Annotated in this window: 23 protein-coding genes; 20 read left to right on the forward strand and 3 right to left on the reverse strand. The window is 48.3% G+C overall.

Annotated features, from left to right (window positions below; all coding sequences use genetic code 11):
* The first annotated feature begins 16 nt into the window (after positions 1 to 16).
* The 7 genes from K0036_RS05395 (at position 17) to K0036_RS05425 (ending at position 5796) form a co-directional block, all read left to right on the forward strand.
* Positions 17 to 340: an MGMT family protein gene (locus K0036_RS05395; protein ID WP_025644749.1), complete on the forward strand. Its 324-nt coding sequence runs from the start codon at positions 17 to 19 to the stop codon at positions 338 to 340.
* Between the two features lie 134 nt (positions 341 to 474).
* On the forward strand, positions 475 to 1155 hold the full coding sequence (locus K0036_RS05400; protein ID WP_004605605.1) for a response regulator transcription factor: 681 nt from the start codon (positions 475 to 477) through the stop codon (positions 1153 to 1155).
* Entirely contained in the window at positions 1143 to 2363 is a 1221-nt protein-coding gene (locus tag K0036_RS05405; protein WP_220430911.1) for a HAMP domain-containing sensor histidine kinase, read from the forward strand. Before K0036_RS05400 ends, K0036_RS05405 begins: the two co-directional genes overlap by 13 nt.
* Positions 2364 to 2436: 73 nt before the next feature.
* Positions 2437 to 3315 (forward strand): ABC transporter ATP-binding protein, encoded by an 879-nt coding sequence (locus K0036_RS05410; protein ID WP_220430912.1) that lies wholly within the window; start codon positions 2437 to 2439, stop codon positions 3313 to 3315.
* The gene (locus K0036_RS05415) at positions 3315 to 4553 is read left to right on the forward strand and encodes an ABC transporter permease (protein WP_220430913.1); all 1239 of its coding nucleotides are present in this window, start codon (positions 3315 to 3317) and stop codon (positions 4551 to 4553) included. Before K0036_RS05410 ends, K0036_RS05415 begins: the two co-directional genes overlap by 1 nt.
* Positions 4510 to 5130 carry a hypothetical protein gene (locus K0036_RS05420; protein ID WP_220430914.1) on the forward strand — a complete coding sequence of 207 codons (621 nt, stop codon included), beginning with the start codon at positions 4510 to 4512 and terminating at the stop codon, positions 5128 to 5130. Before K0036_RS05415 ends, K0036_RS05420 begins: the two co-directional genes overlap by 44 nt.
* A gap of 75 nt (positions 5131 to 5205) precedes the next feature.
* The gene (locus K0036_RS05425) at positions 5206 to 5796 is read left to right on the forward strand and encodes a DUF3841 domain-containing protein (protein ID WP_004605610.1); all 591 of its coding nucleotides are present in this window, start codon (positions 5206 to 5208) and stop codon (positions 5794 to 5796) included.
* Between the two features lie 6 nt (positions 5797 to 5802).
* Here K0036_RS05425 and K0036_RS05430 read toward each other — a convergent pair whose 3' ends face one another.
* Positions 5803 to 6849 (reverse strand): acyltransferase family protein, encoded by a 1047-nt coding sequence (locus K0036_RS05430; protein ID WP_220430915.1) that lies wholly within the window; start codon positions 6847 to 6849, stop codon positions 5803 to 5805.
* A 238-nt stretch (positions 6850 to 7087) separates the two neighbouring features.
* Here K0036_RS05430 and K0036_RS05435 point away from each other — a divergent pair, with 238 nt between their 5' ends.
* Positions 7088 to 7270 carry a hypothetical protein gene (locus K0036_RS05435; protein WP_025644734.1) on the forward strand — a complete coding sequence of 61 codons (183 nt, stop codon included), beginning with the start codon at positions 7088 to 7090 and terminating at the stop codon, positions 7268 to 7270.
* Between the two features lie 49 nt (positions 7271 to 7319).
* Here the strand turns inward: K0036_RS05435 and K0036_RS05440 are convergent, their stop codons facing one another.
* Positions 7320 to 8408 (reverse strand): hypothetical protein, encoded by a 1089-nt coding sequence (locus K0036_RS05440; RefSeq protein WP_220430916.1) that lies wholly within the window; start codon positions 8406 to 8408, stop codon positions 7320 to 7322.
* Positions 8409 to 8584: 176 nt separating this feature from the next.
* On the opposite strand from K0036_RS05440, the gene K0036_RS05445 reads away from it, so the two are divergent.
* The 8 genes from K0036_RS05445 (at position 8585) to glmM (ending at position 17763) form a co-directional block, all read left to right on the forward strand.
* On the forward strand, positions 8585 to 9298 hold the full coding sequence (locus tag K0036_RS05445; protein WP_025644730.1) for an IMP cyclohydrolase: 714 nt from the start codon (positions 8585 to 8587) through the stop codon (positions 9296 to 9298).
* 41 nt (positions 9299 to 9339) lie between these two features.
* Complete coding sequence (locus K0036_RS05450; RefSeq protein WP_220430917.1) at positions 9340 to 10518, forward strand: phosphoribosylaminoimidazolecarboxamide formyltransferase; 1179 nt, start codon at positions 9340 to 9342, stop codon at positions 10516 to 10518.
* A gap of 511 nt (positions 10519 to 11029) precedes the next feature.
* Complete coding sequence (locus K0036_RS05455; RefSeq protein WP_227036218.1) at positions 11030 to 11608, forward strand: manganese efflux pump MntP family protein; 579 nt, start codon at positions 11030 to 11032, stop codon at positions 11606 to 11608.
* A gap of 31 nt (positions 11609 to 11639) precedes the next feature.
* Positions 11640 to 13052 (forward strand): radical SAM protein, encoded by a 1413-nt coding sequence (locus K0036_RS05460; protein ID WP_025644717.1) that lies wholly within the window; start codon positions 11640 to 11642, stop codon positions 13050 to 13052.
* 101 nt (positions 13053 to 13153) lie between these two features.
* The gene (locus K0036_RS05465; protein ID WP_220430918.1) at positions 13154 to 14149 is read left to right on the forward strand and encodes a lysylphosphatidylglycerol synthase transmembrane domain-containing protein; all 996 of its coding nucleotides are present in this window, start codon (positions 13154 to 13156) and stop codon (positions 14147 to 14149) included.
* 4 nt (positions 14150 to 14153) lie between these two features.
* Complete coding sequence (locus K0036_RS05470) at positions 14154 to 14741, forward strand: TetR family transcriptional regulator (protein WP_025644713.1); 588 nt, start codon at positions 14154 to 14156, stop codon at positions 14739 to 14741.
* A gap of 100 nt (positions 14742 to 14841) precedes the next feature.
* Positions 14842 to 16233: an NAD(P)/FAD-dependent oxidoreductase gene (locus tag K0036_RS05475; RefSeq protein ID WP_173694768.1), complete on the forward strand. Its 1392-nt coding sequence runs from the start codon at positions 14842 to 14844 to the stop codon at positions 16231 to 16233.
* 183 nt (positions 16234 to 16416) lie between these two features.
* Positions 16417 to 17763 carry a phosphoglucosamine mutase gene (gene glmM / locus K0036_RS05480; RefSeq protein ID WP_025644711.1) on the forward strand — a complete coding sequence of 449 codons (1347 nt, stop codon included), beginning with the start codon at positions 16417 to 16419 and terminating at the stop codon, positions 17761 to 17763.
* Positions 17764 to 17815: 52 nt separating this feature from the next.
* Here glmM and K0036_RS05485 read toward each other — a convergent pair whose 3' ends face one another.
* Positions 17816 to 18658, reverse strand: coding sequence for a YitT family protein (locus tag K0036_RS05485; protein ID WP_025644709.1), 843 nt, complete (start codon positions 18656 to 18658; stop codon positions 17816 to 17818).
* Positions 18659 to 18759: 101 nt separating this feature from the next.
* Between K0036_RS05485 and K0036_RS05490 the strand changes: the two genes are divergently transcribed.
* The 4 genes from K0036_RS05490 to K0036_RS05505 all read left to right on the forward strand — a co-directional run bounded on the left by K0036_RS05490 (position 18760) and on the right by K0036_RS05505 (position 24872).
* Positions 18760 to 19875 carry a 4-hydroxybutyrate dehydrogenase gene (locus K0036_RS05490; RefSeq protein WP_025644707.1) on the forward strand — a complete coding sequence of 372 codons (1116 nt, stop codon included), beginning with the start codon at positions 18760 to 18762 and terminating at the stop codon, positions 19873 to 19875.
* 64 nt (positions 19876 to 19939) lie between these two features.
* Positions 19940 to 21253, forward strand: coding sequence for a phosphopyruvate hydratase (eno, locus tag K0036_RS05495; protein WP_220430919.1), 1314 nt, complete (start codon positions 19940 to 19942; stop codon positions 21251 to 21253).
* A gap of 98 nt (positions 21254 to 21351) precedes the next feature.
* Entirely contained in the window at positions 21352 to 22302 is a 951-nt protein-coding gene (locus K0036_RS05500) for a glycosyltransferase family 2 protein (protein ID WP_025644703.1), read from the forward strand.
* On the forward strand, positions 22299 to 24872 hold the full coding sequence (locus tag K0036_RS05505; protein ID WP_220430920.1) for a YfhO family protein: 2574 nt from the start codon (positions 22299 to 22301) through the stop codon (positions 24870 to 24872). The genes K0036_RS05500 and K0036_RS05505 overlap by 4 nt, the downstream gene beginning before the upstream one ends.
* Positions 24873 to 24879 lie beyond the last annotated feature (7 nt).

The following is a 24879-nucleotide window of genomic DNA, read 5'->3' on the forward strand; positions in this document are numbered from 1 at the left end:
GAAGGATGGAAAGAAGATGAAAGAGGAAAAAAGCGCATTTGAGAGAATCTACGATATTATCCGGGAGATTCCCGAAGGAAAGGTGGCTTCCTATGGACAGGTAGCAGAACTTGCGGGAAACCGCCGGTGGGCACGGGTGGTAGGCTATGCCCTTCATGCTGTGCCAGAAGACAGCGAACTTCCCTGCCACCGGGTGGTAACTAAGGATGGTAATGTATCCTGCGCCTTTAGCGGGGGCATCTGCAACCGGCAGATGGAATTGCTGAAAAAAGAAGGGGTAGGATTTATAGACGATCATGTGGATATGCGACGCTTTCAATGGTCGAAGCGCCTATTCTGATGCTTGGGCTCGCAAGGCGGGGTCAGACCGATCCATCTTTCTAAAGATTAAGATTATTTGAATATCGTCCTGCATAGGGAATTTATAGAGAATATCATGCTATAATATTTCCCGAAAGGCAGGGCGATATTTTTATGGAAATAAAGAAAAAGATGCTGGCAGCGGATGATGAGCCGGGAATCATCCATCTGTTAAAGGATTATTTTGAAATGCAGGACTACCAGGTGATAGAGGCCGAAAATGGGATGGAAGTACTGGAGAAGATATCCCAGAACCCGGATATTATTCTTCTGGATGTGAATATGCCAGGATTGGATGGATTTGAAGTATGCGAGAGAATCCGCGCGCATGTCTCCTGCCCCATCCTTTTTTTGACGGCAAAGATAGAAGAGGCTGACAGGATCAAGGGCCTGATGCTGGGAGGCGATGACTATATATTGAAACCCTTCAGTATCGAAGAACTGGGAGCAAGAGTGGAAGCCCATCTGCGAAGGGAAGAACGAATTAAGCGCAAAAAGCCGGTGAAGATCTGTGGAGCGCTGGCAATACGCTATGAAGAACGCTGCGTATATATCGGGGAAGATTTGCTTGGGCTTACCAAGACAGAATATGGAATCCTGGAACTTCTGTCTCTCAATCCAGGACAGGTATTCAGCAAAGAGCAGCTCTATGAAAAAGTCCGGGGGTATGAAGGGGATGCAGATGCAGGCATCATAACAGAGCATATCCGAAGAATCAGGGCAAAGATCAGCCGTTACACAGATAAGGCATATATTGAGACGGTATGGGGAGTGGGATATCGATGGATTGGATAAATGAGAAATTTGAAAAACTGTTTTCCTGGGTGAGGAATCTTACTTTCCGCAGGGCAATGATCGCTTATATCCTATTGACATCCGTTATCGTATGGGCATTATCTTTTGTTACAATGCGTCTGTGCTGGCAGTGGGAGAACAGTCTGTGGAAACAATATGACAGTATCAATGACTTAGGCAATGTCATAGTTGAAAATGGCTTGATGTGGATGAATTCGATGTGGAGGCAGCAGGTAGATGGCAGGCTGATCGTATTGGATATGATCCGGGTGTGGTGTCCGTTCTTCTATTTCCTGACAGGAATCATTGTGGCGATCTGCCTTTTTTACCGAAGGCGGCTTCGGACGCCGCTTGGAATTCTGGAAGACTCCGCGGCTGCCATCAGAGGAAATGATCTGGACTTTCGGATCGCCTATGACAGCAGGGATGAGATGGGCAGGCTGTGCCAGTCATTTGAAGAGATGCGCCAGGAACTGGTATGCAATAAGGAAAACATGTGGAAACTGGTGGATCGGCAGAAAGAGTTGAATGCGGCGTTTGCCCATGATCTTCGAACGCCGCTAACGGTATTAAAAGGATATACGGATTTTTTGGCCAGATATATCCCGGAGGGCAAGGTAAGCCAGGAAAAGATGCAGGATACCCTGGAATTGATGTCGGATCATATTAAGAGGCTGGAACGCTACAGCTATACCATGAAAGAAGTCAGAGGAATCGACGAGGTACCGCTGCGGGCTGAGGATATGGCACTTGAGGGGATACAGAGCAAGATAGGAGAAGTGGTATTTGCCTTGAACCAGATCGGGGATATCTGGATCGATTATGCCAGATCTGATACGGAATGCGAGATATACGCGGATGACAGCCTGATCGTGGAAGTACTTGAGAATCTGCTTTCCAACGCTATTCGCTATGCCAGGACAAAGATCCAGGTAATGGATGACTATGATGCGGCCAGCAGCGAGCTGATCCTGGCAGTCAGAGATGATGGGCCGGGATTTGCCAAAGAACAGATGCGAAAGGCGCTCAGGCCTTATTATAAAGAGTATGAAGACGATGCAAAGGATGAACACTTCGGCATAGGGCTCCATATCTGCAGGCAGTTGTGCCGCAAGCACGGCGGAACGCTGGACATTGCCAACAGCGTGGAAGGCGGTGCCATCGCCACAGCATCCTTCTCCTGCAAAAAGGAATCAAGAGAATCTTAATATTTCGTAGGGAAAATATAGATATTTGTATTCTATGCTATAGATATCCGAATAGAAAGAGAGGAGAATCAGAATGGATATAAGTATCAAGATAGAAGGCCTGAATCAATATTATGGCAGAAAACAGGCGCTTAAGGATGTGAATCTTTATATCAAGACGGGCATGTTCGGACTGCTTGGAAGGAATGGGGCAGGAAAGACGACCCTTATGAAGGTCCTGGCCACGCTTCTTAAGAAGTCCGAGGGAAATGTATCAATATGTGGCATCCCGGTGGAGGATGCCAGGGAAATCAGACGGATCGTAGGGTATCTGCCCCAGGAATTCTCCATGTATCCGAATATGACGGTATATGAGGCGATGGATTATCTGGGCGTGCTTTCCGGCATGGATCAAAAAAGCAGAAAACAGAAGATTCCAAAACTTTTATATAAGGTAAATCTACAGGAAGACCAGAAGAAAAAAGTAAAAGCATTATCAGGGGGAATGAAGAGACGGCTGGGGATAGCCCAGGCTATCCTGCATGATCCCAAGATACTGATAGTGGATGAGCCTACGGCGGGACTGGACCCTGAGGAGCGTGTCAGGTTCCGCAATCTGCTGTGCGAGATCGCAAAGGATCGGATTGTGATTCTGTCTACGCACATCGTGGGGGATATCGAGGCTACCTGCGAGGACATCGCGGTGCTGGACGAGGGGAGCCTGATCTACCAGGGAACGGTGGCAGAGTTGACCAGTCTGGCAGAAGGAAAGGTATATATGGCGGAAATCAGCAGGAAAGAACTGGAAGCGTTAAAGGAAAAATACATGGTGACCAGCATGCTTACCCTGGGGAATAATGTGATGGCGCGTTTTATATCTGAAACCAGGCCCTTTGAGTCGGCGAAACCTTGCGAGGCAGGGGTGGAGGACGCCTATCTGTATCTGATGCATGGGAAGCGGGGTGGACGATAATGCTCTTTAAGCTTTTCATGAAAGAATGTTCCCAAACGGTAAAAAGCCTGACTTATTGGCTGATGGTGATCATCATGGTACTGTTTTTCGCCTCCCAGATGGGACAGATGGATATGGAGAAGGCGCCGGAAAAAGGCTTGGAGGATTATGGCGTCAAGCCGAGCAAGGATAAGAATATCATTATGAGCGCAACCTTGGGAATGCTTGCCGGCGAATACGCCGAAGGAAGATACACGACCTATCCCATCGGATTTGTCAAGTCAGTGACGCTTGGCAAGGAAGAAGAGGCGAAAGTAGGAGAGATATTGAAAGAAGCCACGGGGCTTGACAAAGAAGAGATAGAAGAGAAGATAGATGAATTCTATGAAAACAGCGGCGGCATCATTACCTCCGGGCCAGTGCTTGAGCCATTGGAAAGCCTCTCTTACGGGCGGTTTGAAGAGATCATGCAAGAAGTAGATGATATGCTGGGAGGCGGATCATCCTATGCTTTGGATTCGCTCGGAGATAACGGCTCTGAACCTAAGACCTATGAAGATGCGGTGAAAGAGTACGAAGAACTGGTACAAAAGGACGGCTATACCGGAGGCTATGCCCGCCTTTTCAGCGACTACATGGTGATCATTCTGGGAATTCTTCCAGTATTCCTGGCTGTTACCAGGGAACTGCGGGATCGAAGGGCGAATATGCAGGAGCTGATCTATGTCCGAAGGTCCTCTTCCATGATGATCATCGCAAGCAGGTACCTGTCTATGGTCGTGATGATATTGATTCCAGTCTTTGCGTTATCTATACAGCCTTTGGCAGGCTGCGTCACCTATGCAAAAACAGCCGGAATATCGGTGGATTACCTGGCATTTGCAAAGTATATCGCAGGATGGCTGCTGCCCACCGTCATGGTGGTGACGGCGCTTGGCATGCTCTTGACGGAACTGACGGATACTGCGCTTGCAGTGCTGGTACAGGGAGCCTGGTGGTTCGTCTCCATCTTTATGGGGGCGAAGACGATGAACGGAGGAAGGTATGGATGGAATCTGATTCCCAGGCATAATACGATTCTGAATTACAGCGGATACCAGGAGGGGTTCTCGCAGCTGCTGTCTAACAGAATCTTGTATGCATCGCTTGCGGTCATCGCCGTATCCGTGACAGCCTGGATCTATTCGCAGAAAAGGAAAGGGAGGATGAATATTCGTGGAAAGATATCTGCAAATCGGAAAAGTCAATCTAACGCATAATGTCCTGTGGCATTTGCTGGCCTGCGCCCTGCTTCTGTGCGCCTCCCCGCTAGTGCTGGGCATCAGCAATCTGGGAGAACGTGATACCGCAAAGGTACTGGAAATGTTCGTGGCGCTCATTGGCATCATAATGATCCCGTCGGTGTTTCTGCCGGAGCAGAACCGTGACATCCGGGAATTGATCCGTTCCAAGTATACAGGCTGTGGAATCGTATATGGCATCCGGCTAATGACAAGCGTGCTGATTCTTGCAGCGCTTCTGGGGATATACGTCTGGATCCTTGCCAGGGGAAATTGCAGTTTCCCGGTTGCCGGCTATTATTGCGGTACTTTGGCGGAAATGCTGTTCCTTGGCGGATTAGGGTTGTTCTTTTACGGACTTTCTGATAATCTTGTGATAGGATATATGATCCCGTTTTTCTACTATATCGTTGCGATAGGAAGCGGAGATAAATACTTGAGAATGTTCTATCCATTTTCCATGCAGAAAGGCAGTTATGACGAGAAATACTATCTGCTGGCCGGTGCCGTCATCATGATCGGCGCAGGAGTATGCCTGAGGTGCCGGAAGCGCTAGTGCCGGCGCATGGAGATAATGAGATAGAGCGGGACAATATAAGGATACCGGAATAACCGGCAGGAGGATGAGCAGATGGAACAGAAGACCGTGAATCTATATACCCGTCAGAATGATAAGACCCTGTATCAGCTGGAGCGAAATGGCAGGATTATCAATGAAAGGATCTATGTAGAACTGCATTTTGGAGATATCGCCCCCTTATTTATGGAAAGCTACGACTGGTTTACCAGGGAGGCGGCTAAGAAAGTGGCAAAGCCTGAGGATGTAAAGGCCCCGATCTGGTGCTCGATAAGCCCGGATAACTGCTTAAAGCCGATTCCGGATACCGTGGTCTATGTGCTGGAAGTGCCCCAGGATCAGATCATTTACTTTGATGATGTGAAGTGGGATTATGTACTGAACCGTATCTATCTTCCGAAGGATGACGAAGATGCCGCCGCTTATAAGCGGCACCTGAAAGAGATCGGGGTAGAGAATGGGTTTGAATTCTTTGAGGGCAGATACAAGGGCATGTTCCCGGAGGAAGTAGAGCGCATCCGCGCCAGCTGGAAGCGGGTCTTTGAGATCGACAACTGGACCATATTTAACGTCTGCGGCAATATCTGGGAGATTAAGAAGGAATGGGTAAAGCGTATCGTGCGGCCCGGGGAGAGCGTGGACTAGTCCACGCTAGATGGAACGCAGGTTTGGCGCGTATTTCCCGGTCCCATCCTTCTGGCGGACGCGCAGAGTACGAGGCAGCCTAAGAGAAGAGACTGCATTTGTAAAAGTAGTCAGCTGCGGGATGGAAAAAGCAGCGGTCATAAGCAGGCAGGACAGGATCAGCAGAAGAGAGCCGCTTAGCGTATCGATCCCCCTTAGCAGGTCCGTGCAGCCTTTCAGATAGGAGTAGGCCAGGCCATGGAACAGATAGATCGCCATGGTCCGGGTTCCGATATAGGAATAGAATGTCCGGCGGCCAGACATCAGCAATGCCACCGCCAGCGTCATGGCAAAGCCGATGCCATAGCAGATTACCCGGCAGATGACGCCTTCGATAATACTCTGATCCAGATAATCATAGTTATATCTTCCATAGAAGATTTTGGGAGAAAGATTCCTATGGAAAGGGTCAAAAGCCAGAAAGCATGCAAAGGCAGCAACGCCTGCGCATGCGATCATCCGGTTTTTCAGAGTGCGCATTCTTACAAGCAGGCTTCGGTCAAATGCCGACCCTGCCAGGAAGTAAGGGAAAAATACCAGGGTACGCGGAATGCTTAAGAAATTGTCCGGCATATCAAGGCATCCGGCCAGAAGTCCTGCGAGAATGGAAATGGCCATATAATGCGGAATCTTTCGGATATGCGGAGCCAGCAGCCGCCAGAAAAACAGCGCCTGGATATACCACAGGGAGAATTTGGGGTATAACAGGTACAGCCCGGTTGGCTTATGGATGATGAAGGTGTAAACAAGGTAATAGATGATTTCATATATAATATAAGGTATGGCAAGTTTCTGGAACAAGATGCCAAGCGAAAGCGCGCGTTTTGAAAAATAGCCGGATATGAAGATAAAGGCCGGCATATGGAAAGACACTACCAGCCATTTCAAAGCGTACAGGAACTCGTTATCCTTGTAGCTGAGTTCGATAAAGTGTCCGATTACTACCAGCGCGATCAGAAGCGCCTTATAATTATCAAATAGATAGTCCCGCTTTTTTGTATTTCCCGACGGCATAATTTCAACTCCTATGATCAAATTCTATTTTTAGCCTAATACATTCTACTCCTGGATTCTTATCAGGACAAGAAGTAAAATGTATAAAAAAATTAATGATATTTTCATGAATTTGTAACATTTTTATATTAATGGATAAAAGAGGGGAACTAGGTTTATAATACAGATATAAGGCACTCGTAGACGAAGCGGCAGATAGTCAAATTGCAGTTTCAGCCATATTCTGGAAGGTGATCGTATGGGAGATTTTATTGTTTTTATTACGCCGTTTATTATTGCCCTGAATGGCATCTTGCTGATCGCGACCGAAGTGATAGACTGGAAGAATAAGAAAAAGCGACGGGAAGGCGCTGGCGGGGAAGCAGATAAAAGGCAGGAAGAGTATGAAGAGATAAAAAGAAAATGGAGGGATGGCTCCTAAAGGCATAAAAAAACGGTTCCGATCAGGAACCGTTTTTTTATGCCCGATTCTATTCCGGAGTGGGAAGAATCAGAAGAGACAAGTTGGTCAGATCCGCATTGTCCTCCCCGGCGGAGATCAGGGAATTGAAATTCACCGGCACATTCACCGTAGTCTCTTCCCCATAAGTAGGCGCTGCGGCATATTTTTCCAAGGTTGCTACCAGGCCTGCCGATACCTCGTCAATCGAATAGTAAGTACCCTGCTGAAATTCATTCATTGCATCAATCAAGCTGTTATTTGGCACGACAGTGACATCCATAGTGTAGTTGAAGCCTCCGGCATCCTTTTTGGGAATCCCTGTGGAGTACTGGCACTGCTTCATAATATTCTTAAGGGCATCCTTATATCTCTGCACATAGGCCTCGCCTAACTCTGAAGGAGGATCGAACGTCTCCATCTCATACCAGGCAAGAGCCTCTTCCTCGGTGCGGCTGGTATGTTTGGCAAATTGAGTTACCTCTCCCTTAAAACTGGCATCCAGATAAGATTGCAAAAAGTTCTGGATGTCCAGGATCTCGCAGACTGCATTGTATGGCTCCATGCAGTCGTACAAAGCCTGGGAAAGAAATGCTTTCAGGCTGTCGTCGCTTATGGCGAAGGAATCCCCATCCTTCTTAACCTCCAAAGTCGAGATGACTTCGGCCTGGTACTTTGGCTTATCGGCAAGTATTTTCGCGTCTGCTTCAAGGAGGGCGGAGGTCTCCGCAGCCAGATCAGATGATTTTAAGGCGTTGGCCTTCTCGCTGTCAGAAGACTTTAAGGTCTCTCCCACATTGAGCGGGGTATAGGTGACGTCAACTTTATAGTTTCCGTCATCTCCTTTTTTGGCGGAGGCTACTTCAAACTCTATGGTCTTGAAGCATTCCTGCAGGAACTTCTGGTAGGGCTCCTTTAGTTCTTCCGGAAACTGGAGTACATACTCCTGATTACTTTTGGCGATTCCATCATCCAGAACGGCGGCGAAGCAATCCGCCTTTTCCTTTTTCATAGAAGTAATCTCCTCGCCGACGTATTTATCGGCGGAGTCCTTGCCGCATCCGGCCAGGCATAGCATGGACAGCAGGAAGGCGGCAGATAGGATGATTTTCTTTTTCATAACGCTAACCCTCATTCCTTTCTTATATAAAATTATGATAACTGTATTTATTGTAACATCAAGAAACAGACGCTTCAACAGGAGGTTCAAGAAGTTTCAAATACCACTGGAAAAACCTATGTATTTTATATATAATAAGATAACAGGTCAAAACCAATGAAAAAGGAGATGTATTCATGGAAAGGTTATCAATTGAGAAAGAACTGCAGGGAAATTCATATCCGGGACGCGGGATTATCATAGGCAGGAGCGCTGACGGGACCAAGGCCGTAACCGCTTATTTTATTATGGGAAGAAGCGTTAACAGCCGCAACCGAATCTTTGTGGAGGATGGGGAAGGCATCCGCACGCAGGCATTTGATCCGTCAAAACTGACTGATCCGAGCCTGATCATCTATGCGCCGGTGCGCGTGCTTGGCAATAAGACAATTGTAACAAATGGAGACCAGACGGATACCATCTATGAGGGAATGGACAAGCAGATGACATTTGAACAGTCCTTAAGAAGCAGGGAGTTTGAGCCGGACGGCCCCAACTATACGCCAAGGATTTCGGGAATCATGCATATCGAGAATGGCACATACAACTATGCGATGTCCATCTTAAAGAGCAATAATGGCAGTCCGGACAGCTGTAACCGCTATACGTTCGCTTATGAGAACCCGGCAGCAGGCGAAGGGCATTTTATCCATACATACAAGTGCGACGGCGACCCGCTGCCAAGTTTTGAGGGTGAGCCGAAACTGATCGCGGTTCCGGATGATATAGATGCATTTACAGATACATTGTGGAGCAGTCTGAATGAAGACAATAAGGTGTCTCTGTTCGTCCGCTACATTGATATCGCTTCTGGTACATGTGCGACCAGGATTGTAAATAAGAACCAGTAAGTCAAAAGGCAAGGATAATAAATACAAAGGAGCAAGAGAAGATGAAAGAATTAGAGTTGAAATATGGCTGCAATCCAAATCAGAAGCCATCCAGGATCTATATGGCAGGCGGCGGGGAACTTCCCATCCAGGTATTATGCGGAAGGCCGGGATATATTAACTTCCTGGACGCGTTTAATGGGTGGCAGCTGGTAAGCGAGCTTAAGAAAGCCACGGGACTTCCGGCAGCAACCTCCTTCAAGCATGTATCCCCGGCGGGTGCGGCCGTAGGACTGCCGCTTAGCGATACGCTGGCAAAGATCTACTGGGTGGATGATCTGGGAGAATTGTCCCCGCTTGCCTGTGCATATGCAAGAGCAAGGGGAGCAGACCGCATGTCTTCATTCGGAGATTTCATCTCCTTATCCGATGTGTGCGATGTGGACACGGCCAGGCTGATCAAGCGCGAGGTATCCGATGGCGTCATTGCGCCAGGATATGAGCCGAAGGCTCTCGAACTTCTGAAGCAGAAAAAGAATGGCAATTACAATGTCATCCAGATTGATCCGGATTATGTGCCGGAGCCGCTGGAGCACAAGGATGTGTTTGGCATTACGTTCGAGCAGGGGAGAAATGAACTGAAGATCGATGACGAATTCTTCTCCAATATCGTGACGGATAACAAGGAACTGACAGAGCAGGCTAAGATTGATCTTGCCATCTCTATGATCACATTAAAATACACCCAGTCCAATTCCGTATGCTTCGTAAAAGACGGACAGGCGATCGGCATCGGCGCAGGGCAGCAGTCCAGAATTCACTGCACGCGCCTGGCAGGTACCAAGGCTGACAACTGGTGGCTGAGACAGTCCCCACAGGTTATGAACCTTCCATTCGTGGATTCCATTCGCCGTGCTGACCGGGACAATGCGATTGATCTTTATATCGGTGACGATTATATGGATGTCCTGGCAGATGACGCATGGCCGGCAATCTTCAAAGAGAAGCCGGAAGTATTCTCTAGGGAAGCAAAGAGAGAATGGCTTGACAAGATGACGGATGTGGCCCTTGGCTCAGACGCATTCTTCCCATTTGGCGACAACATTGATCGCGCGCATAAGAGCGGCGTAAAGTATGTCGCGCAGCCGGGCGGCTCTGTGAGAGACGACAATGTGATCGCAACCTGTAATAAGTATGGAATGGTGATGTCCTTTACGGGAATCCGGCTGTTCCATCATTAGGGATTTGTAACTTCAAATGCAGTCAAAATAAGGAAACCGTGCCTATTCGGCAGGAAATCTGGATGATTTCCCGTCTCAGAGACACTTGGGGATTTTGCTTGTGGCAAAATCCCCATTCCTTATTTTGGCTGCATTTTCAGTAACAACTCCTACGGCTCATCCGACGGAAAAGAAAAGCCCCTGCCCCCTGCAGACGCCTGGCGTTCACTAAAGTTCAAAAAACTATCGCGGCGGGGAATCCTGGCGCATAAAAGGCCTTTACGGGGAAGGTGTACGTTAACGCCAGCAAACCTTATGACTTTGCCGGTAAATTGCGACAGCGAGGGAGGGGGAGGGCGAATTCTGCAGGGAAGCGGACAGGACGAAGAATCCGTCCCCTCCCCTCCCTCGCGTACGCCAATTTCACTACAAATCCCCCAAAATGTAGTATTCTTTAAACGTTTGTCCTTCTTTGTACATTCAATTTTCTGACAATTTCCCTTACAATAGTTTTTAAAGGAAGGTGATGCAGATGTCCATAGCAGAGATTCTGGTTATCTCCATCGGCCTATCCATTGATGTATTTGTGGCGGTGGCATATCTTGGGGCGGGCTTTTCTAAGATCCGTGCGAGAAATTTGGCCGGACTTAGCCTTTTATTTGGCGGGATGCAGCTTGGAGGCCTGATTATCGGCAATCTGGTCACTTTGCTTCCGGCAGTTCCGACAGACCACTCGAAGAAAGTGGCTGATGGCTGGGAAGGAATAACGGTACTAATCTTTGCAGGACTTGGAATCTATATGATATGCAAGGGCGTGAAAAGGGAACAGGTCCTGGAACGCCGGAAAGACGCGATCGAATGGAAGACGACGACGGCCCTGGCTCTGGTGACCAGCATAGATGCATTTATGGCAGGCGTAGGGATGGGATTTTTGGATACGGAGGTGATTGCCCAGGCGATCACACTATTTCCGGTGACAGTCCTGCAGGTTATTTTGGGCGTATATGCAGGGTACAGGCTTGGCCTGAAGCACAACAGGCATGCATACTGGATTGGAGGAGCAATGCTTCTTTTGGCCAGCGCGGACGTAGTAATCCACTATTATATATAGATTGAACGAAAGAAGAAGGAGGAAGCGTATTATGAGCACATTATCACACAAAGCGGCAAGAGGCGCGTATGGAACCGCGATCGACATGGTCTTAAGGCACATGAATAAGGACAGGGAAAAAGGAATGCTTCAACTGGTGGATCTGACAGAACGCTATATGGGCAGCCATTTTGACAGCAAGAATTATGAGGCAGCCAGGCGTATGATAAAGGATCCTGAGAGTAAATGGATGAAGTATATCAACCGTCTGCTGGACGAGGTAGATCCCTACGTCATCCGCCAGTCAGCCCTGAATCTTGGCTATGAAGCAGGACTTTATGGCACCAAGACCATACGGGAGATGAGAAAAAAGTATGACTGCAATATCCCATGGCTGATTCTGATGGACCCCACCAGCGCCTGCAACCTGCATTGCACCGGATGCTGGGCAGCAGAATATGGCAACAGGCTGAATCTCACATTCGATGAATTGGATGGGATCATTACCCAGGGCAAAGAACTGGGGATCTATTTCTATATGTATACCGGCGGAGAGCCGCTGGTACGTAAAGCCGATATTATAAAACTATGTGAGAAGCATAATGACTGTGCCTTCCACGCATTTACCAATGGGACGCTGGTAGACGAGGCGTTTTGCGAGGATATGAGAAGAGTGGGGAATCTTTCCTTGTCTATCAGCCTGGAAGGCTTTGAAGAAGTCAATGATTTTCGTAGAGGGAACGGGGTATTTGACAAGGTAATGCATGCCATGGATCTGCTAAAGCAGTCCGGACAGATATTCGGGACATCCATCTGCTATACGAGCAAGAATATTGATACGGTGACTTCGGATGAATTCCTGGATCTGATTATAGAAAAAGGCTGCCGGTTTACCTGGTATTTCCATTATATGCCGGTGGGAAACGATGCGGCGCCGGAACTTCTTCCAACGAAGGAGCAGAGAGAGTACATGTACCACAGGATACGGGAAATCCGGGCAATGGAAGGCGGCAAGCCAATCTATGCCATGGACTTCCAGAATGATGGAGAGTTTGTAGGCGGCTGCATTGCAGGCGGACGGAACTATTGCCATATCAATCCCAACGGCGATGTGGAGCCGTGCGTATTCATCCATTATTCCAGCGCGAATATCAGGGAAGTCTCTCTGCTGGATGCGCTCAGGCAGCCCTTGTTTATGGCATACAGGGATAATCAGCCATTCAACGGCAATCATTTGCGGCCATGCCCGATGCTTGAGAATCCCGAGATCCTGATGCGTATGGTAAAGGAGACAGGCGCAAAGTCTACGGACCTTAAGTCCCCTGAGACGGTGGAGCATCTGTGCGGCAAATGTCATGAGTATGCCGAAAACTGGAAGGAAACTGCCGAGAAGATATGGGAAGAGAATCCTCATCATAAGATGAATTATGAAAATTACAAGCAGAGCCATAAGTCGGCAAGCTGACCTTTCTTGTATCATAGGAAACTCCGTTCCCTATGATACAAAATCCTCCGCGAGAATGTGAAGAGCGCATTCTTTGCTCTGCTAGGAAAGAAGGAATCCCCTTGAAGAAAAATAACTGGTGGAAAATCATATTCATTGTAATAGTCCTCATCATCCTCTGTCTGTTATTTGGAGATTCCTTCTCTTCTATACAAAAGGAAATATCGGATACGACAGGGCAGACGTTGCTTGGAATCTGCCTTTGCGGCGTATTCTATAACCTTTCGGAGGGACTGGTATACGTCTGGCTTGCCAGAAGGCATCAGAATGATTTTCATTATAGGGACGGCATCGCCTGCTCGTACTATACTGCGTTTTACCGTACGGTTACCCTTGGAAGCGGGACGGCGGCAGCGACAGTATATTTTTTATTTAAGAAAGGGATTCAGGTGCCGGAAGGGGTTGCCATCTGTGCAGTCCAATATGTATTGCAGAGGATTGCGGTGGCTGTGTTTGGAGGGCTGGGCTTTTTCTTCTGCGGCGCCTATATGAACCGCTGGTTTGGGGAATACCGCATGGAACTGATTCTGGGCTATGGCCTGACTGCCGTCTTCTGTCTGATCCTGATACTGGCCTGCGTATCCGGACGGTTCCACCGTACGCTGGCATGGCTGGGAAGAAAAGCAGACAGAAAGCACAAATATGAAAATAAGATTATGCAGATGGAAGGCAAAGGCATGCTTCTAAGGCAGGAGACGGTGAACCTTATAAAAGACAGGAGGGATATAATCCTGGTAATGCTGATGGAACTGGCAAAACTGGGCTGCTGGTACGTGATTCCGTATATGATCCTGCACCCTGCGGGTTCGGGGATTTTTGAGACAGCCTGCGTCACTTCGCTAATATTGATGCTGGCGGGCATTATTCCCGCGCCTGGCGGGCTTGGCAGCACGGAAGGGGTGTTCATCCTGCTGTTTTCCAGGATCGCAGGAGGCGTCGAGGCGGCTTCCGCCATGCTGCTCTACCGGTTCGCGACCTATATGGTTCCTTGTGCGCTTGGCGGCATCTGTGTTATAATATTCCATAAATACTGGAAGGCAAATGGTGACAAAGGGTGATTGAATGGAACGTAGAAGCGAAAAGACAAAGGCTTTGCTGGGCGAGGAATTTAAAGAACTGGTGGTGGAAAAGTCTTTTGAAAAAATAACAATTAAGATGATTACGGATGCGGCAGGGGTCATCCGTCCGACTTTTTATAATTATTTTCAAGATAAATACGAGGTTATGGAATGGCTGTTATGGGAAGACGTCTTTCAAAGCGTGACGGAGCTTATTTCCATGGATATGGCGCTGGAAGCAATGAAGATGCTGTTTCGCAAGATTGGAGCGGATAAGGCGTATTATAGAAAGGTTTTTGAAGTAGAAGGACAGAATTCTTTTGAAGAGATGCTGTATCAGAGAATCTACGACGTGGCTCGGCAACTGATCGAAAAGCATCCTCTGAAAGTGGAAGAGGACGCGCCCATCATCAGCGAGGAGATATTCTTAAGATTCCAGTCTATCACTTTGGTCAATGGGATCAAATACTGGCTGCTGTATGAAACGGATGAGATATCCGCGGATACGGCGCTTAAGTTTTATGAATTTCTGATGTCCCATTCTCTGTTGGAGATTATCGATGATGATATATTAGGCAGGGTTATTAATTAGGATCATAATTTCTAATTAATGCCTTGTTTTTTTATGTCTCAAATGGTATGATAGTCGAGGTGTAAAAAGCCCTGAAACAATAGGAAAGAGAAGTGATAGCATGAATCAGTATGACGTGATTATTATAGGCGCGGGTCCCTCCGGGATTTTCTGCGCATATGAATTGATGAGACAAAAACCGGATCTGAAGGTTTTAATGATTGAAAAGGGTCGTTCGATTGAAAAGAGACAGTGCCCGAAGAGAAAGACCAAGACTTGCGTGGGCTGCCAGCCCTGCTCGATTACTACAGGATTTGCCGGAGCCGGAGCATTTTCGGATGGGAAATTATCCCTCTCCCCGGATGTGGGAGGAACGCTTCCGGAGATTCTGGGATATGAGAGGGCAACAGAACTGATCCACGAGGCAGACGACATCTATCTGAAGTTCGGAGCAGATCAGAAAGTCTATGGCATCGAGGATTATGAGGCCATCGAGAATATCCGCGCCAAGGCGATCCGCGCGAACCTGAAGCTGATTGAATGTCCAATCCGCCATCTTGGAACCGAGGAAGGATATAAGATCTATACCAGGCTGCAGGAGCATCTAAAATCCTGCGGCGTTGAGATCAGGTTCATGACCATGGTCAAGGATATTATCGTGGAAGATGGCGCTGCCACAGGAGTCGTGACGGATAAGGGCGAGGAATTCTATGCGCCGGAGATTGTGGCAGGAATCGGAAGAGAAGGCTCTGAGTGGTTCTCCCATATCTGCAAGGAGCATGAGATCGAGACGCGCAACGGCACGGTGGATGTAGGCGTACGCGTGGAAGTCCGGGATGAGATCATGAAGGAACTTAATGAGAAGCTTTACGAGGCGAAGCTGGTATATTATACGCCGACGTTTGATGATAAAGTCCGCGTGTTCTGCACCAACCCCTCAGGGGAAGTGGCAACGGAGTATTACGATGACGGCCTGGCGGTGGTAAATGGCCATGCATATAAATCCAAGGATATGAAGACGAATAATACCAATTTTGCGCTGCTGGTTTCCAAGAATTTTACGGAGCCGTTCAAATCACCCATTGAATACGGCAAGCAGATCGCGCAGCTTGGAAATATGCTGTGCGATGGCAAGATACTTCTGCAGCGCTACGGGGATTTCCGTCGGGGCAGGCGTACTACCGAGGAACGGCTGAACCGTAACAACATCGTACCGACGCTGAAAGACGCGGTTCCGGGAGATCTGTCGCTGGTATTCCCGCACCGGATCATGGTAGCCATCGATGAGATGATCCAGGCGCTTGACAAAGTGACCCCGGGCATCGCTTCCGATGAGACGCTTTTGTACGGCGTGGAAGTGAAGTTCTATTCCAATAAAGTGGTCGTGAATCAGGATTTTGAGACCAGCGTAAAAGGCCTTCGGGCAATGGGCGACGGCGCTTCCATCACCAGAGGGCTTCAACAGGCATCCGCCAATGGCATAAGTGTCGCAAGAAGCATATTAGCAAAGTAGAGACAGGTAAGAATATAAAAGGGGACGTAATGCTTTTGACAATGTTACGGCCCCTTTTGACGTTATTTTTTTACATTTGGGTTGTATATAAAGTAAAAAAAATATATAATAGTAAAGGTGTGAATGCTGATAGTGCAAAAAAATCGGTAAATATGGCAAATGATTTGAAGGAGAAGTATTGCTATGGGAAAATATTTTGGAACAGATGGATTCCGCGGGGAAGCCAATGAGGTATTGACGGTTGAACATGCATTCAAAGTGGGAAGGTTTCTTGGATGGTACTACGGCCAGGATCATAAGGCCAAGGTCGTGATCGGAAAGGATACCAGAAGAAGCAGCTACATGTTCGAGTATGCGCTGGTTGCGGGACTTACGGCATCCGGAGCAAATGCGTATCTGCTCCACGTTACGACGACGCCAAGCGTATCCTATGTGACAAGGACGGAGAATTTTGACTGTGGAATCATGATTTCTGCCAGCCACAATCCTTTCTATGATAATGGGATCAAGGTGATCAACGGAAAAGGACATAAGCTGGAGGCTGAAGTAGAAGAAAAGATAGAACGCTATATAGATGGCGAGATGGGCGAGCTGCCGCTTGCCAAGAAGGAGGAGATTGGCCGTACCGTAGACTATGCGGCAGGAAGAAACCGTTACATAGGCTACCTGATCTCCCTGGCTACCCGGTCATTTGAAGATAAGAAGGTGGGCCTGGACTGTTCCAATGGAAGCGCGTTTGCCATTGCAAAGAGCGTTTACGATGCATTGGGGGCAAAGACTTTTGTGATCAACTGCGAGCCGGATGGCACCAATATTAATACGAACTGCGGCTCCACCCATATCGAGGTGCTGAGGGAGTATGTAAAGGAGAATCATCTGGATGTGGGATTCGCCTTTGATGGAGACGCGGACCGCTGCATCGCGGTGGATGAGAACGGCAATGTGATAGACGGAGATTTGATCTTATATGTATGCGGCAAGTATATGAAGGAGAACGGACGTCTCAACGGAGATACCATTGTCACTACGATCATGTCCAACCTGGGGTTATACAAAGCCTGTGACAAGGTAGGCCTGAAATATGAGAAGACTGCGGTGGGCGATAAGTACGTCTATGAAAATATGGTTCAGAATAACTTCTCTCTTGGAGGGGAACAGTCTGGACATATCATTTTCAGCAAGCATGCAACCACGGGAGACGGCATCCTCACCTCCCTTATGATCATGGAAGTCATGCTGGAGAAGAAGTTAAGCCTCTCCAAGCTTGCCGAGGATGTGAAGATCTATCCGCAATTGCTTCAGAACGTGCGGGTGGCAGATAAGAAGACGGCACGGGAGAATCCAGAGGTCATGAAAGCAGTTGACGCAGTGGCAGAGGCACTGGGAGATGACGGACGCATCCTGGTAAGGGAGAGCGGAACCGAGCCGGTGATCCGGGTAATGGTAGAAGCGGCCACGGATGAACTTTGCGCCAAATATGTGGGCCAGGTCGTCGATGTGATCAAATCGCAAGGCCTTGTTGCTGAGTAGGATATGAAAGCATAAAAAGTGAACAAATAAGTGAACAAATAAGGGTTCCGCTCTAGATAGAGTGGAACCCTTTTCCTATGATCTCGCTGGTATTGGAGATAAGAAGGAACGCGTCCGGCGCATTTTCCTTAATAAAATTCCTGAGTTTGACGGCCTCGATCCGATTAAGCGCCGTAAAGATGATATATTTGTCCTCGCCGGAGAACGCGCCTTGGGCCAGGACAATGGTGGCGCTTCGATGCAAGTCATCCTTGATAAAGTCGCAGATCGGCTTGGGACTTGTGCACACTACGTTAAAATACTTGGATAGATTCAAACTTTCAATAAAGCCGTCAATCATAAAGGAGCGGACGGCTAGTCCCAGAAAAGAATAAAGCCCGGTCTCGATATCGAATACGAAGCAGCCTGCAAGGGTAATAATAAAGTCAGTGATCAAAAGCGCCTTTCCAATATCCGTGCTGGTATATTTTTTCATGATCATGGCAATGATATCCGTTCCCCCGCTGGACGCGCCGATATTAAAGAGCACGGCAGAGCCAAGGGAAGGAAGCGCGATGGCAAAAGCCAGTTCCAGCACCGGCTGATCGGTAAGCGGCTGGTTCAGTGGATACAGCCGTTCCAATACGGATAAGGTGACAGACAAAAGGATGCTGCAGTAGGCTGTCTTTTCCGCAAATTTCTTGCCAAGGACCACGAAGCCGATGGCAAGAAGCACCATGTTGGCAATGAACGTAAAGTCGCTGGCGGAGATTCGGCCTGTCTTCGCTACCAGGACCGCAAGTCCTGTGATTCCGCCAAACGTAAAGTTGTTGGCGAATTTAAAGAAGTAGATGCCTACTGCCATTATTATGGTACTGAAGGTTAATAAGAAGAAACTTTTTAATTTCGTTTTCATAATTCCCTCCTTTGTCTGCATTGTAAATCTGCCGTGTAGAAATGTCAACGGATTCATGCTATATTGGAAGAAGAATAATGTAAGCAAGGAGATGCGAAGAGATGAAAATATTTCAGCAGAAATCAAGAATTCAGAAGTTTGAAGATGTACGGCAATTTGTGGAAGAGTATCAGTTAGGAAAGGATGATTTCATTCTGGCGAGCAAAAGCATTTACGAACGGTATTTTGCGCCGCTTTCGCTGGAGGCGCATGTAGTATACAAAAGCCAGTATGGAAAAGGCGAACCCACGGATGCCATGGTAGACGGGCTGATGGAAGATTTCGCGAAGACACAGTGTAAGAGGATTGTAGCCATCGGAGGCGGCGCGGTCATCGATATGGCAAAGATCCTGGTGCTTGAGGGGACATATAAGACGGAAGATATTTTTCTTAGGAAAGTGCCGCTTAAGAAGGCGCGCCCGCTGATCGCGGTTCCAACTACCTGCGGCGCTGGATCAGAGGTATCCAATGTATCCATTGCAGAACTGACGAATCTACATACCAAGCTTGGGCTGGCAGTGGATGAGATCTATGCGGATGAGGCAGTGCTGATCCCGGAACTTTTGCGGGAACTTCCATACTCGTTCTTTGCCACAAGCGCGATTGACGCTTTCATCCATGCGATAGAGTCTTACGTTTCTCCGAAGGCGAATCTGTATACGGAGATGTTCAGCATGAAGGCCATGGAGATGATCGTGGGAGGCTTTCGCAAGATGGCCGAACACGGGAAGGAATACCGCATGGAACTGCTGGATGATTTCCTGACGGCCAGCAACCTGGCGGGAATCGCATTTGGGAATGCGGGTACTGGCGCGGTCCACGCTATGTCCTATCCGCTGAGCGGCGTCTACCATGTGACGCATGGGGAGGCCAATTATCAGTTCCTGGTGGCCGTGTTCGAGACCTATCAGCAGTTGAATCCGGATGGGAAGATCAGGCAGTTAAACCATTTCCTTGGAGGCCTGCTTGGCTGCGATGAGAGCCTGGCATACCAGGAACTGGAAAAATTATTGAATGTGATCATCGCCCGCAGGCAGCTCCGTGAATATGGAATGAAAGAAGGAGAGATAGAAGAATTCGCGAAAAGCGTGGAAAAGAGCCAGACCAGGCTTCTGAACCAGAGTTATGTCAAGTTTTCCTGGCAGCAGATGGCAGAAATATACAGAAGGCTATATTAGTCCATTATTGCATTAGAAAAACATTAATTACACATAATATCCTCCACGAAGGAGGAGATAAGCGATGTATAAGTATTTACCGATTACGGATGTATACGCAAGAGAAATCTTAGATTCCCGTGGGAATCCGACTATAGAAGTGGAAGTGCTGGCAGGGGACGAATACCTAGGGAGGGCCAGCGTGCCGTCCGGCGCCTCTACCGGACAGTATGAGGCAGTAGAACTCAGGGATAAGGAAGAGCGGTATGGCGGCCTTGGAGTGGAGAGGGCGGTAGACCATGTGAATGCCAAGATCGCACCGGCAGTGATTGGCGTGAACGTATTTGAACAGCCGGCCCTTGACGCCATCCTGCTGCAGCTGGATGGTACCCAGAATAAGTCTCATCTCGGTGCCAATGCCATGCTGGGAGTGTCCATGGCAGCGGCCAGGGCGGCAGCAGGCGCGCTGCATATGCCGCTGTATGCTTATCTGGGCGGTACCAATGCCAAGAAGATGCCGGTGCCAATGATGAACATCATGAATGGCGGCAAGCATGCGGATAATACCATTGATATCCAGGAATTCATGATCATGCCCACTGGCGCCTGCTGCTTCAAGGAAGGCCTTAGAATGTGCGCAGAGATATACCACGTGTTGAAGAAACTCTTAAAAGACCAGGGATACGGCACGGCGGTGGGAGATGAGGGCGGATTCGCGCCGAATCTTCCGGATGCCAAGGAAGCCCTGCGATTCATCACGGAAGCCATCACAAAGGCCGGATATAAGCCGGGAGAAGACATCGTCATTGCGCTGGACGTAGCAGCCACGGAATTATACGATAAGAGTTTCAAGAAATACGTGTTTGAAGGCGAAGGCAGGATGCACGGCCATAAAGTTATCCGATCAGTGGAAGAACTGATCGATTATTATGAAGAACTTGCGGAAGAATTCCCGATTGCCTCCATCGAAGATCCTTTGGATGAAGAGGACTGGGAAGGATGGGAACTACTGACCACCAGGATGGGCTTGGATACGCAGCTGGTGGGGGATGACCTGTTTGTCACCAACACCAGAAGGCTTAAGAAGGGAATTGAACGGGAAGTGGCCAATGCCATCCTGATCAAGGTCAATCAGATTGGAACGCTCACAGAAGCTTTCGATGCGATTGAGATGGCTCAGAAGGCAGGCTACAAAACGATCATATCCCACCGTTCCGGCGAGACCGCTGATCCTATCATAGCGGATATCGCGGTCGCGTTTAATGCCGGACAGATCAAGACCGGGGCTCCGTGCCGTTCGGAGCGGGTGTCCAAATACAACCAGCTGCTCAGGATTGAAGAGCGTCTGGGAGATATCGCAGTATATGAAGATCCTTTTGGAACTTTGGATGCGCTGTAAGATTTTCAGCTTTCTTTAGAAATCTAAAGAAATATTTTGTTTATCATAAAGAGAATCTTAAGATTTAAGGCGTAAGATGAGAACCAGGAGGTGGTAATATGCATACGATTTCGGTTATCATACCATGTTTTAATGAAGAAGAGGCGCTGCCGGTCTATTATGAAGCCATGACCAAGGTTATGGAGCAGATGGATATGGCAGAATTCGAATTGCTATTTGTAGATGACGGTTCTACCGACCGCACGCTTGGAATATTAAAGAGTTTGAATGAAAGGGATGAACGGTGCAGGTATCTGTCCTTTTCCAGAAATTTTGGAAAAGAGGCGGCTATCTATGCCGGCCTTGGCAATGCGAAGGGGGACTATGTGGCCATCATGGATGTGGACTTGCAGGACCCTCCGTCGCTGCTGCCCAAGATGTACGGGATTCTGGAAAATGAAGAATATGACAGTGTGGCAACGAAGCGTTCCACTCGGACAGGAGAGCCAAAGATCCGGTCTTTCCTGTCCGAAAGTTTTTATAAGTTTATCAACCGGATCTCCAAGACGGAGATTGTAAATGGCGCGCGGGATTATCGGCTGATGAAGCGCAAGATGGTGGATGCGGTGTTGGAAATGAGCGAGTACAACCGTTTTTCGAAAGGCATCTTCCAATGGGTAGGATTTCGTACCAAGTGGCTGGAATATGAGAATGTCGAACGGGCGGCAGGGGAGACTAAATGGTCCGTGCGCAAGCTGTTCCTGTATTCGCTGGAAGGAATTACCGGGTTCTCGGTGGCGCCGCTCTCCCTGGCCTCGATCGCGGGAGTGCTGTTCTGCCTGATATCATTTTTGATGATCGTAGTAATAGTTGTCCGGACGCTGATCTGGGGAGACCCTGTATCAGGCTGGCCGTCCTTGGTGTGCATTATTTTTATGGTAGGCGGCATCCAGTTATTCTGCACAGGCATCGTAGGGCAGTATCTGTCCAAGACGTATCTGGAGACGAAGCGCCGCCCTATATTCATTTTAAAGGATTCCAGCGATGACAAGGATGGAGGGGAGTTATGATCCGCTCCAGGCTGAAATGGTACGTGCTGTTCGCGGGAATCTCGCTGCTTCTGTGCTGGCTGTTTGTAGGGCAGTATGGGATATTCGGCTCGAAAGTAGACTGGATCAGCCAGCACAGCGTAATACCGGACTATTTCCGCCAGCAGTTTTATGAGACCGGCAGTCTATTTCCGGAATTTGCCATGAACCTTGGCGGAGGCCAGAACATATACAATTTTGCGTATTATGGGCTGTACAATCCTGTAATACTTCTATCTTATGCGCTTCCCTTTGTGAAGATGGGCGATTATGTGATGGCAGCCAGCATTATCAGCCTGATGGCGGCAGTCTGCCTTCTCTATGAATGGCTGGATAAAAGAGGATTTCAAAAAAGCGTCTGTGTTACGGTATCGATGTTGTATCTGCTTGCTTCCCCTATGATATTTCATTCTTACAGCCAGGTAATGTTCGTCAGTTATATGCCCTTTTTATGCATGGCATTTCTGGGGGTTGATGCTTATTTTGAGAAGAAAAGATGCGGGCTTTATATTGCAGGGGTATTCCTGATGATTATGAACAGTTTCTACTTTAGCATCGGGGGAATGCTCTCTCTGGCAATCTATGGGATGCATAGATATTTTGAGACAAAGAGATTTGGATTACGGACGTTCCTTACGGACGGCATCCGGTTCCTCATGCCGATGCTGTCAGCCGTGCTTCTGGGCGGCCTCCTTTTGGTTCCGGCGGCGATGGCCCTTGGCGGAGGCAGGGGAGGAAAGGAAAGCATGAGTCTGGCATCCCTGCTGATACCACAGGCTCCGATATTCCGTTTCGTATATACGCCTTATGGCATGGGCCTTGCAACCATTGCCATAACCATGCTGATAACCAGCCTGACCTATAGGAAAACCAGCGAGCGAGTGCTCTCTTATGGATGCGCCCTGGTGTTTGCCATACCAATGTTCGCGTATCTGCTGAACGGTGGCCTGTATATACGGGACAAAGTATTCATTCCGTTTCTTCCGCTGATCTGCTATATGATGGCTGTCTACCTGAAGAAACTTGGAAATAGAGAGATTTCTTTTCTCAAAGGGATGGCTCCTTACCTGATCACAATCCTGCTTTTATATCTGGGAAGAGGACAGGAAGAATACGAAGGATACTGGCAGTTTGTCATGGCGGATGGAATACTTATGGCGGTCCTGTTCGCTTTTTATTATTACAAGGACAGGAGGCTGCCGCCAGTATTAATCCTGATACCGTCGCTTGCGTTCCTGATCCTGTTTAACGGAGTATTTCATAAGATATCCAGGCAGATTGAAGATGGGGATTTCTATCAGAAGGTTACGGATTCTAAGATTGCCCGGGAGATCGAGGAGATCCAAAAGGATGATCCGGGCTTTTACCGGATTGAGCAGGCGGGAGATGAAGAGGAGAATGCGGCGGACCTTAACCGGATCCAAAGTATGGGGCAGAACATTTCCTCCATCTATTCTTCGGCATATAACGCCGCTTATGATGAATTCCGTAAGAAGACGTATCAGGTGGAGCAGCCCTATAGGAACAGCCTGATGCAGTCTGTTTCCCGGAATCCGCTATATCGTTCCTTTATGGGCGTCAGATATGTAATCGGGGATCAGGCGCCGTTAGGATATGAACTGGCGAAGTCATCGGAAGGAGTGAAGATTTACCGGAACACCAAGGTCTCGCCTGTTGCCTATGCTACGAACCGCTATATATCCAGGAAGGAGTATGATAAGCTGGCATTTCCGTATAACCAGACGGCGCTTGCAGAATATGCAGTGGTGGAACAAGGCATAGGAGAGCAGGAAGCCAGGGAGGCGGGACAGATGGCAGAAGGGGCCAATGAGAAAGAATTTGCCATACCGGAACTGAAAAGAGAATATCTAAAGATTAAGAAAAATGCCAGCGGCTACCACATAGAGGCGGATCAGGCAGCCACGATAAAGGTTCCCATATCCGGGCTGGAAGGGGGAGATAACATCCTCTTTCTCCAATTCAAAGTAAACAATGGCCGACCCAATAAGGACGTGGCGATCTGGCTGGAAGGCGTAAGGAATAAGTTGTCTTCCAGAGAGCATGTCTACTATAATGGAAATACGACCTTTACCTACACGGTAGAACTGGCCCAAGGGCAGCAGGAAGCCTCTTTGAAATTAGGAAAAGGGGATTACGATATCTCAGATATTTCCTGCTATGGAACAAACTGGGATGAAGGGGCCGGGGAGACTCTGTATCAGTCTGTGTTCGAGGCTGACAAGAAACAGACGAAAGGGAATCAGATTGCGGGAACGATCCAGGTGAAGGAAGATGGATATTTCATCACTACGATTCCATATGACAAGAACTTCGATATTACGGTGGACGGGAAGAAGACCAGGGCCAGGAAGGTCAATACGGCATTTCTCGGATTTCCCATAAGCGAAGGACGCCATCAGGTTGAGATTGTCTATCATGCCCCAGGCGCTGGCTTTGGAAAACTCCTGTCCCTTTTGGGGGCTTTCATGGCAGCAGCCCTGGTGATCGCATCCAGAAAAAGGAGCGCCCAGGGCATCCAGAATCTTCCTTAAATAGCCT

This window comes from [Clostridium] scindens (assembly GCF_019597925.1).
Lineage (GTDB): Bacteria > Bacillota > Clostridia > Lachnospirales > Lachnospiraceae > Clostridium_AP.

Coding starts and splice junctions, on each gene's coding strand:
- K0036_RS05395 (WP_025644749.1), top strand. CDS start 17: ATGAAAGAGGAAAAAAGCGCATTTGAGAGAATCTACGATATTATCCGG.
- K0036_RS05400 (WP_004605605.1), top strand. CDS start 475: ATGGAAATAAAGAAAAAGATGCTGGCAGCGGATGATGAGCCGGGAATC.
- K0036_RS05405 (WP_220430911.1), top strand. CDS start 1,143: ATGGATTGGATAAATGAGAAATTTGAAAAACTGTTTTCCTGGGTGAGG.
- K0036_RS05410 (WP_220430912.1), top strand. CDS start 2,437: ATGGATATAAGTATCAAGATAGAAGGCCTGAATCAATATTATGGCAGA.
- K0036_RS05415 (WP_220430913.1), top strand. CDS start 3,315: ATGCTCTTTAAGCTTTTCATGAAAGAATGTTCCCAAACGGTAAAAAGC.
- K0036_RS05425 (WP_004605610.1), top strand. CDS start 5,206: ATGGAACAGAAGACCGTGAATCTATATACCCGTCAGAATGATAAGACC.
- K0036_RS05430 (WP_220430915.1), bottom strand. CDS start 6,849: ATGCCGTCGGGAAATACAAAAAAGCGGGACTATCTATTTGATAATTAT.
- K0036_RS05435 (WP_025644734.1), top strand. CDS start 7,088: ATGGGAGATTTTATTGTTTTTATTACGCCGTTTATTATTGCCCTGAAT.
- K0036_RS05440 (WP_220430916.1), bottom strand. CDS start 8,408: ATGAAAAAGAAAATCATCCTATCTGCCGCCTTCCTGCTGTCCATGCTA.
- K0036_RS05445 (WP_025644730.1), top strand. CDS start 8,585: ATGGAAAGGTTATCAATTGAGAAAGAACTGCAGGGAAATTCATATCCG.
- K0036_RS05450 (WP_220430917.1), top strand. CDS start 9,340: ATGAAAGAATTAGAGTTGAAATATGGCTGCAATCCAAATCAGAAGCCA.
- K0036_RS05455 (WP_227036218.1), top strand. CDS start 11,030: ATGTCCATAGCAGAGATTCTGGTTATCTCCATCGGCCTATCCATTGAT.
- K0036_RS05460 (WP_025644717.1), top strand. CDS start 11,640: ATGAGCACATTATCACACAAAGCGGCAAGAGGCGCGTATGGAACCGCG.
- K0036_RS05470 (WP_025644713.1), top strand. CDS start 14,154: ATGGAACGTAGAAGCGAAAAGACAAAGGCTTTGCTGGGCGAGGAATTT.
- K0036_RS05475 (WP_173694768.1), top strand. CDS start 14,842: ATGAATCAGTATGACGTGATTATTATAGGCGCGGGTCCCTCCGGGATT.
- glmM (WP_025644711.1), top strand. CDS start 16,417: ATGGGAAAATATTTTGGAACAGATGGATTCCGCGGGGAAGCCAATGAG.
- K0036_RS05485 (WP_025644709.1), bottom strand. CDS start 18,658: ATGAAAACGAAATTAAAAAGTTTCTTCTTATTAACCTTCAGTACCATA.
- K0036_RS05490 (WP_025644707.1), top strand. CDS start 18,760: ATGAAAATATTTCAGCAGAAATCAAGAATTCAGAAGTTTGAAGATGTA.
- eno (WP_220430919.1), top strand. CDS start 19,940: ATGTATAAGTATTTACCGATTACGGATGTATACGCAAGAGAAATCTTA.
- K0036_RS05500 (WP_025644703.1), top strand. CDS start 21,352: ATGCATACGATTTCGGTTATCATACCATGTTTTAATGAAGAAGAGGCG.
- K0036_RS05505 (WP_220430920.1), top strand. CDS start 22,299: ATGATCCGCTCCAGGCTGAAATGGTACGTGCTGTTCGCGGGAATCTCG.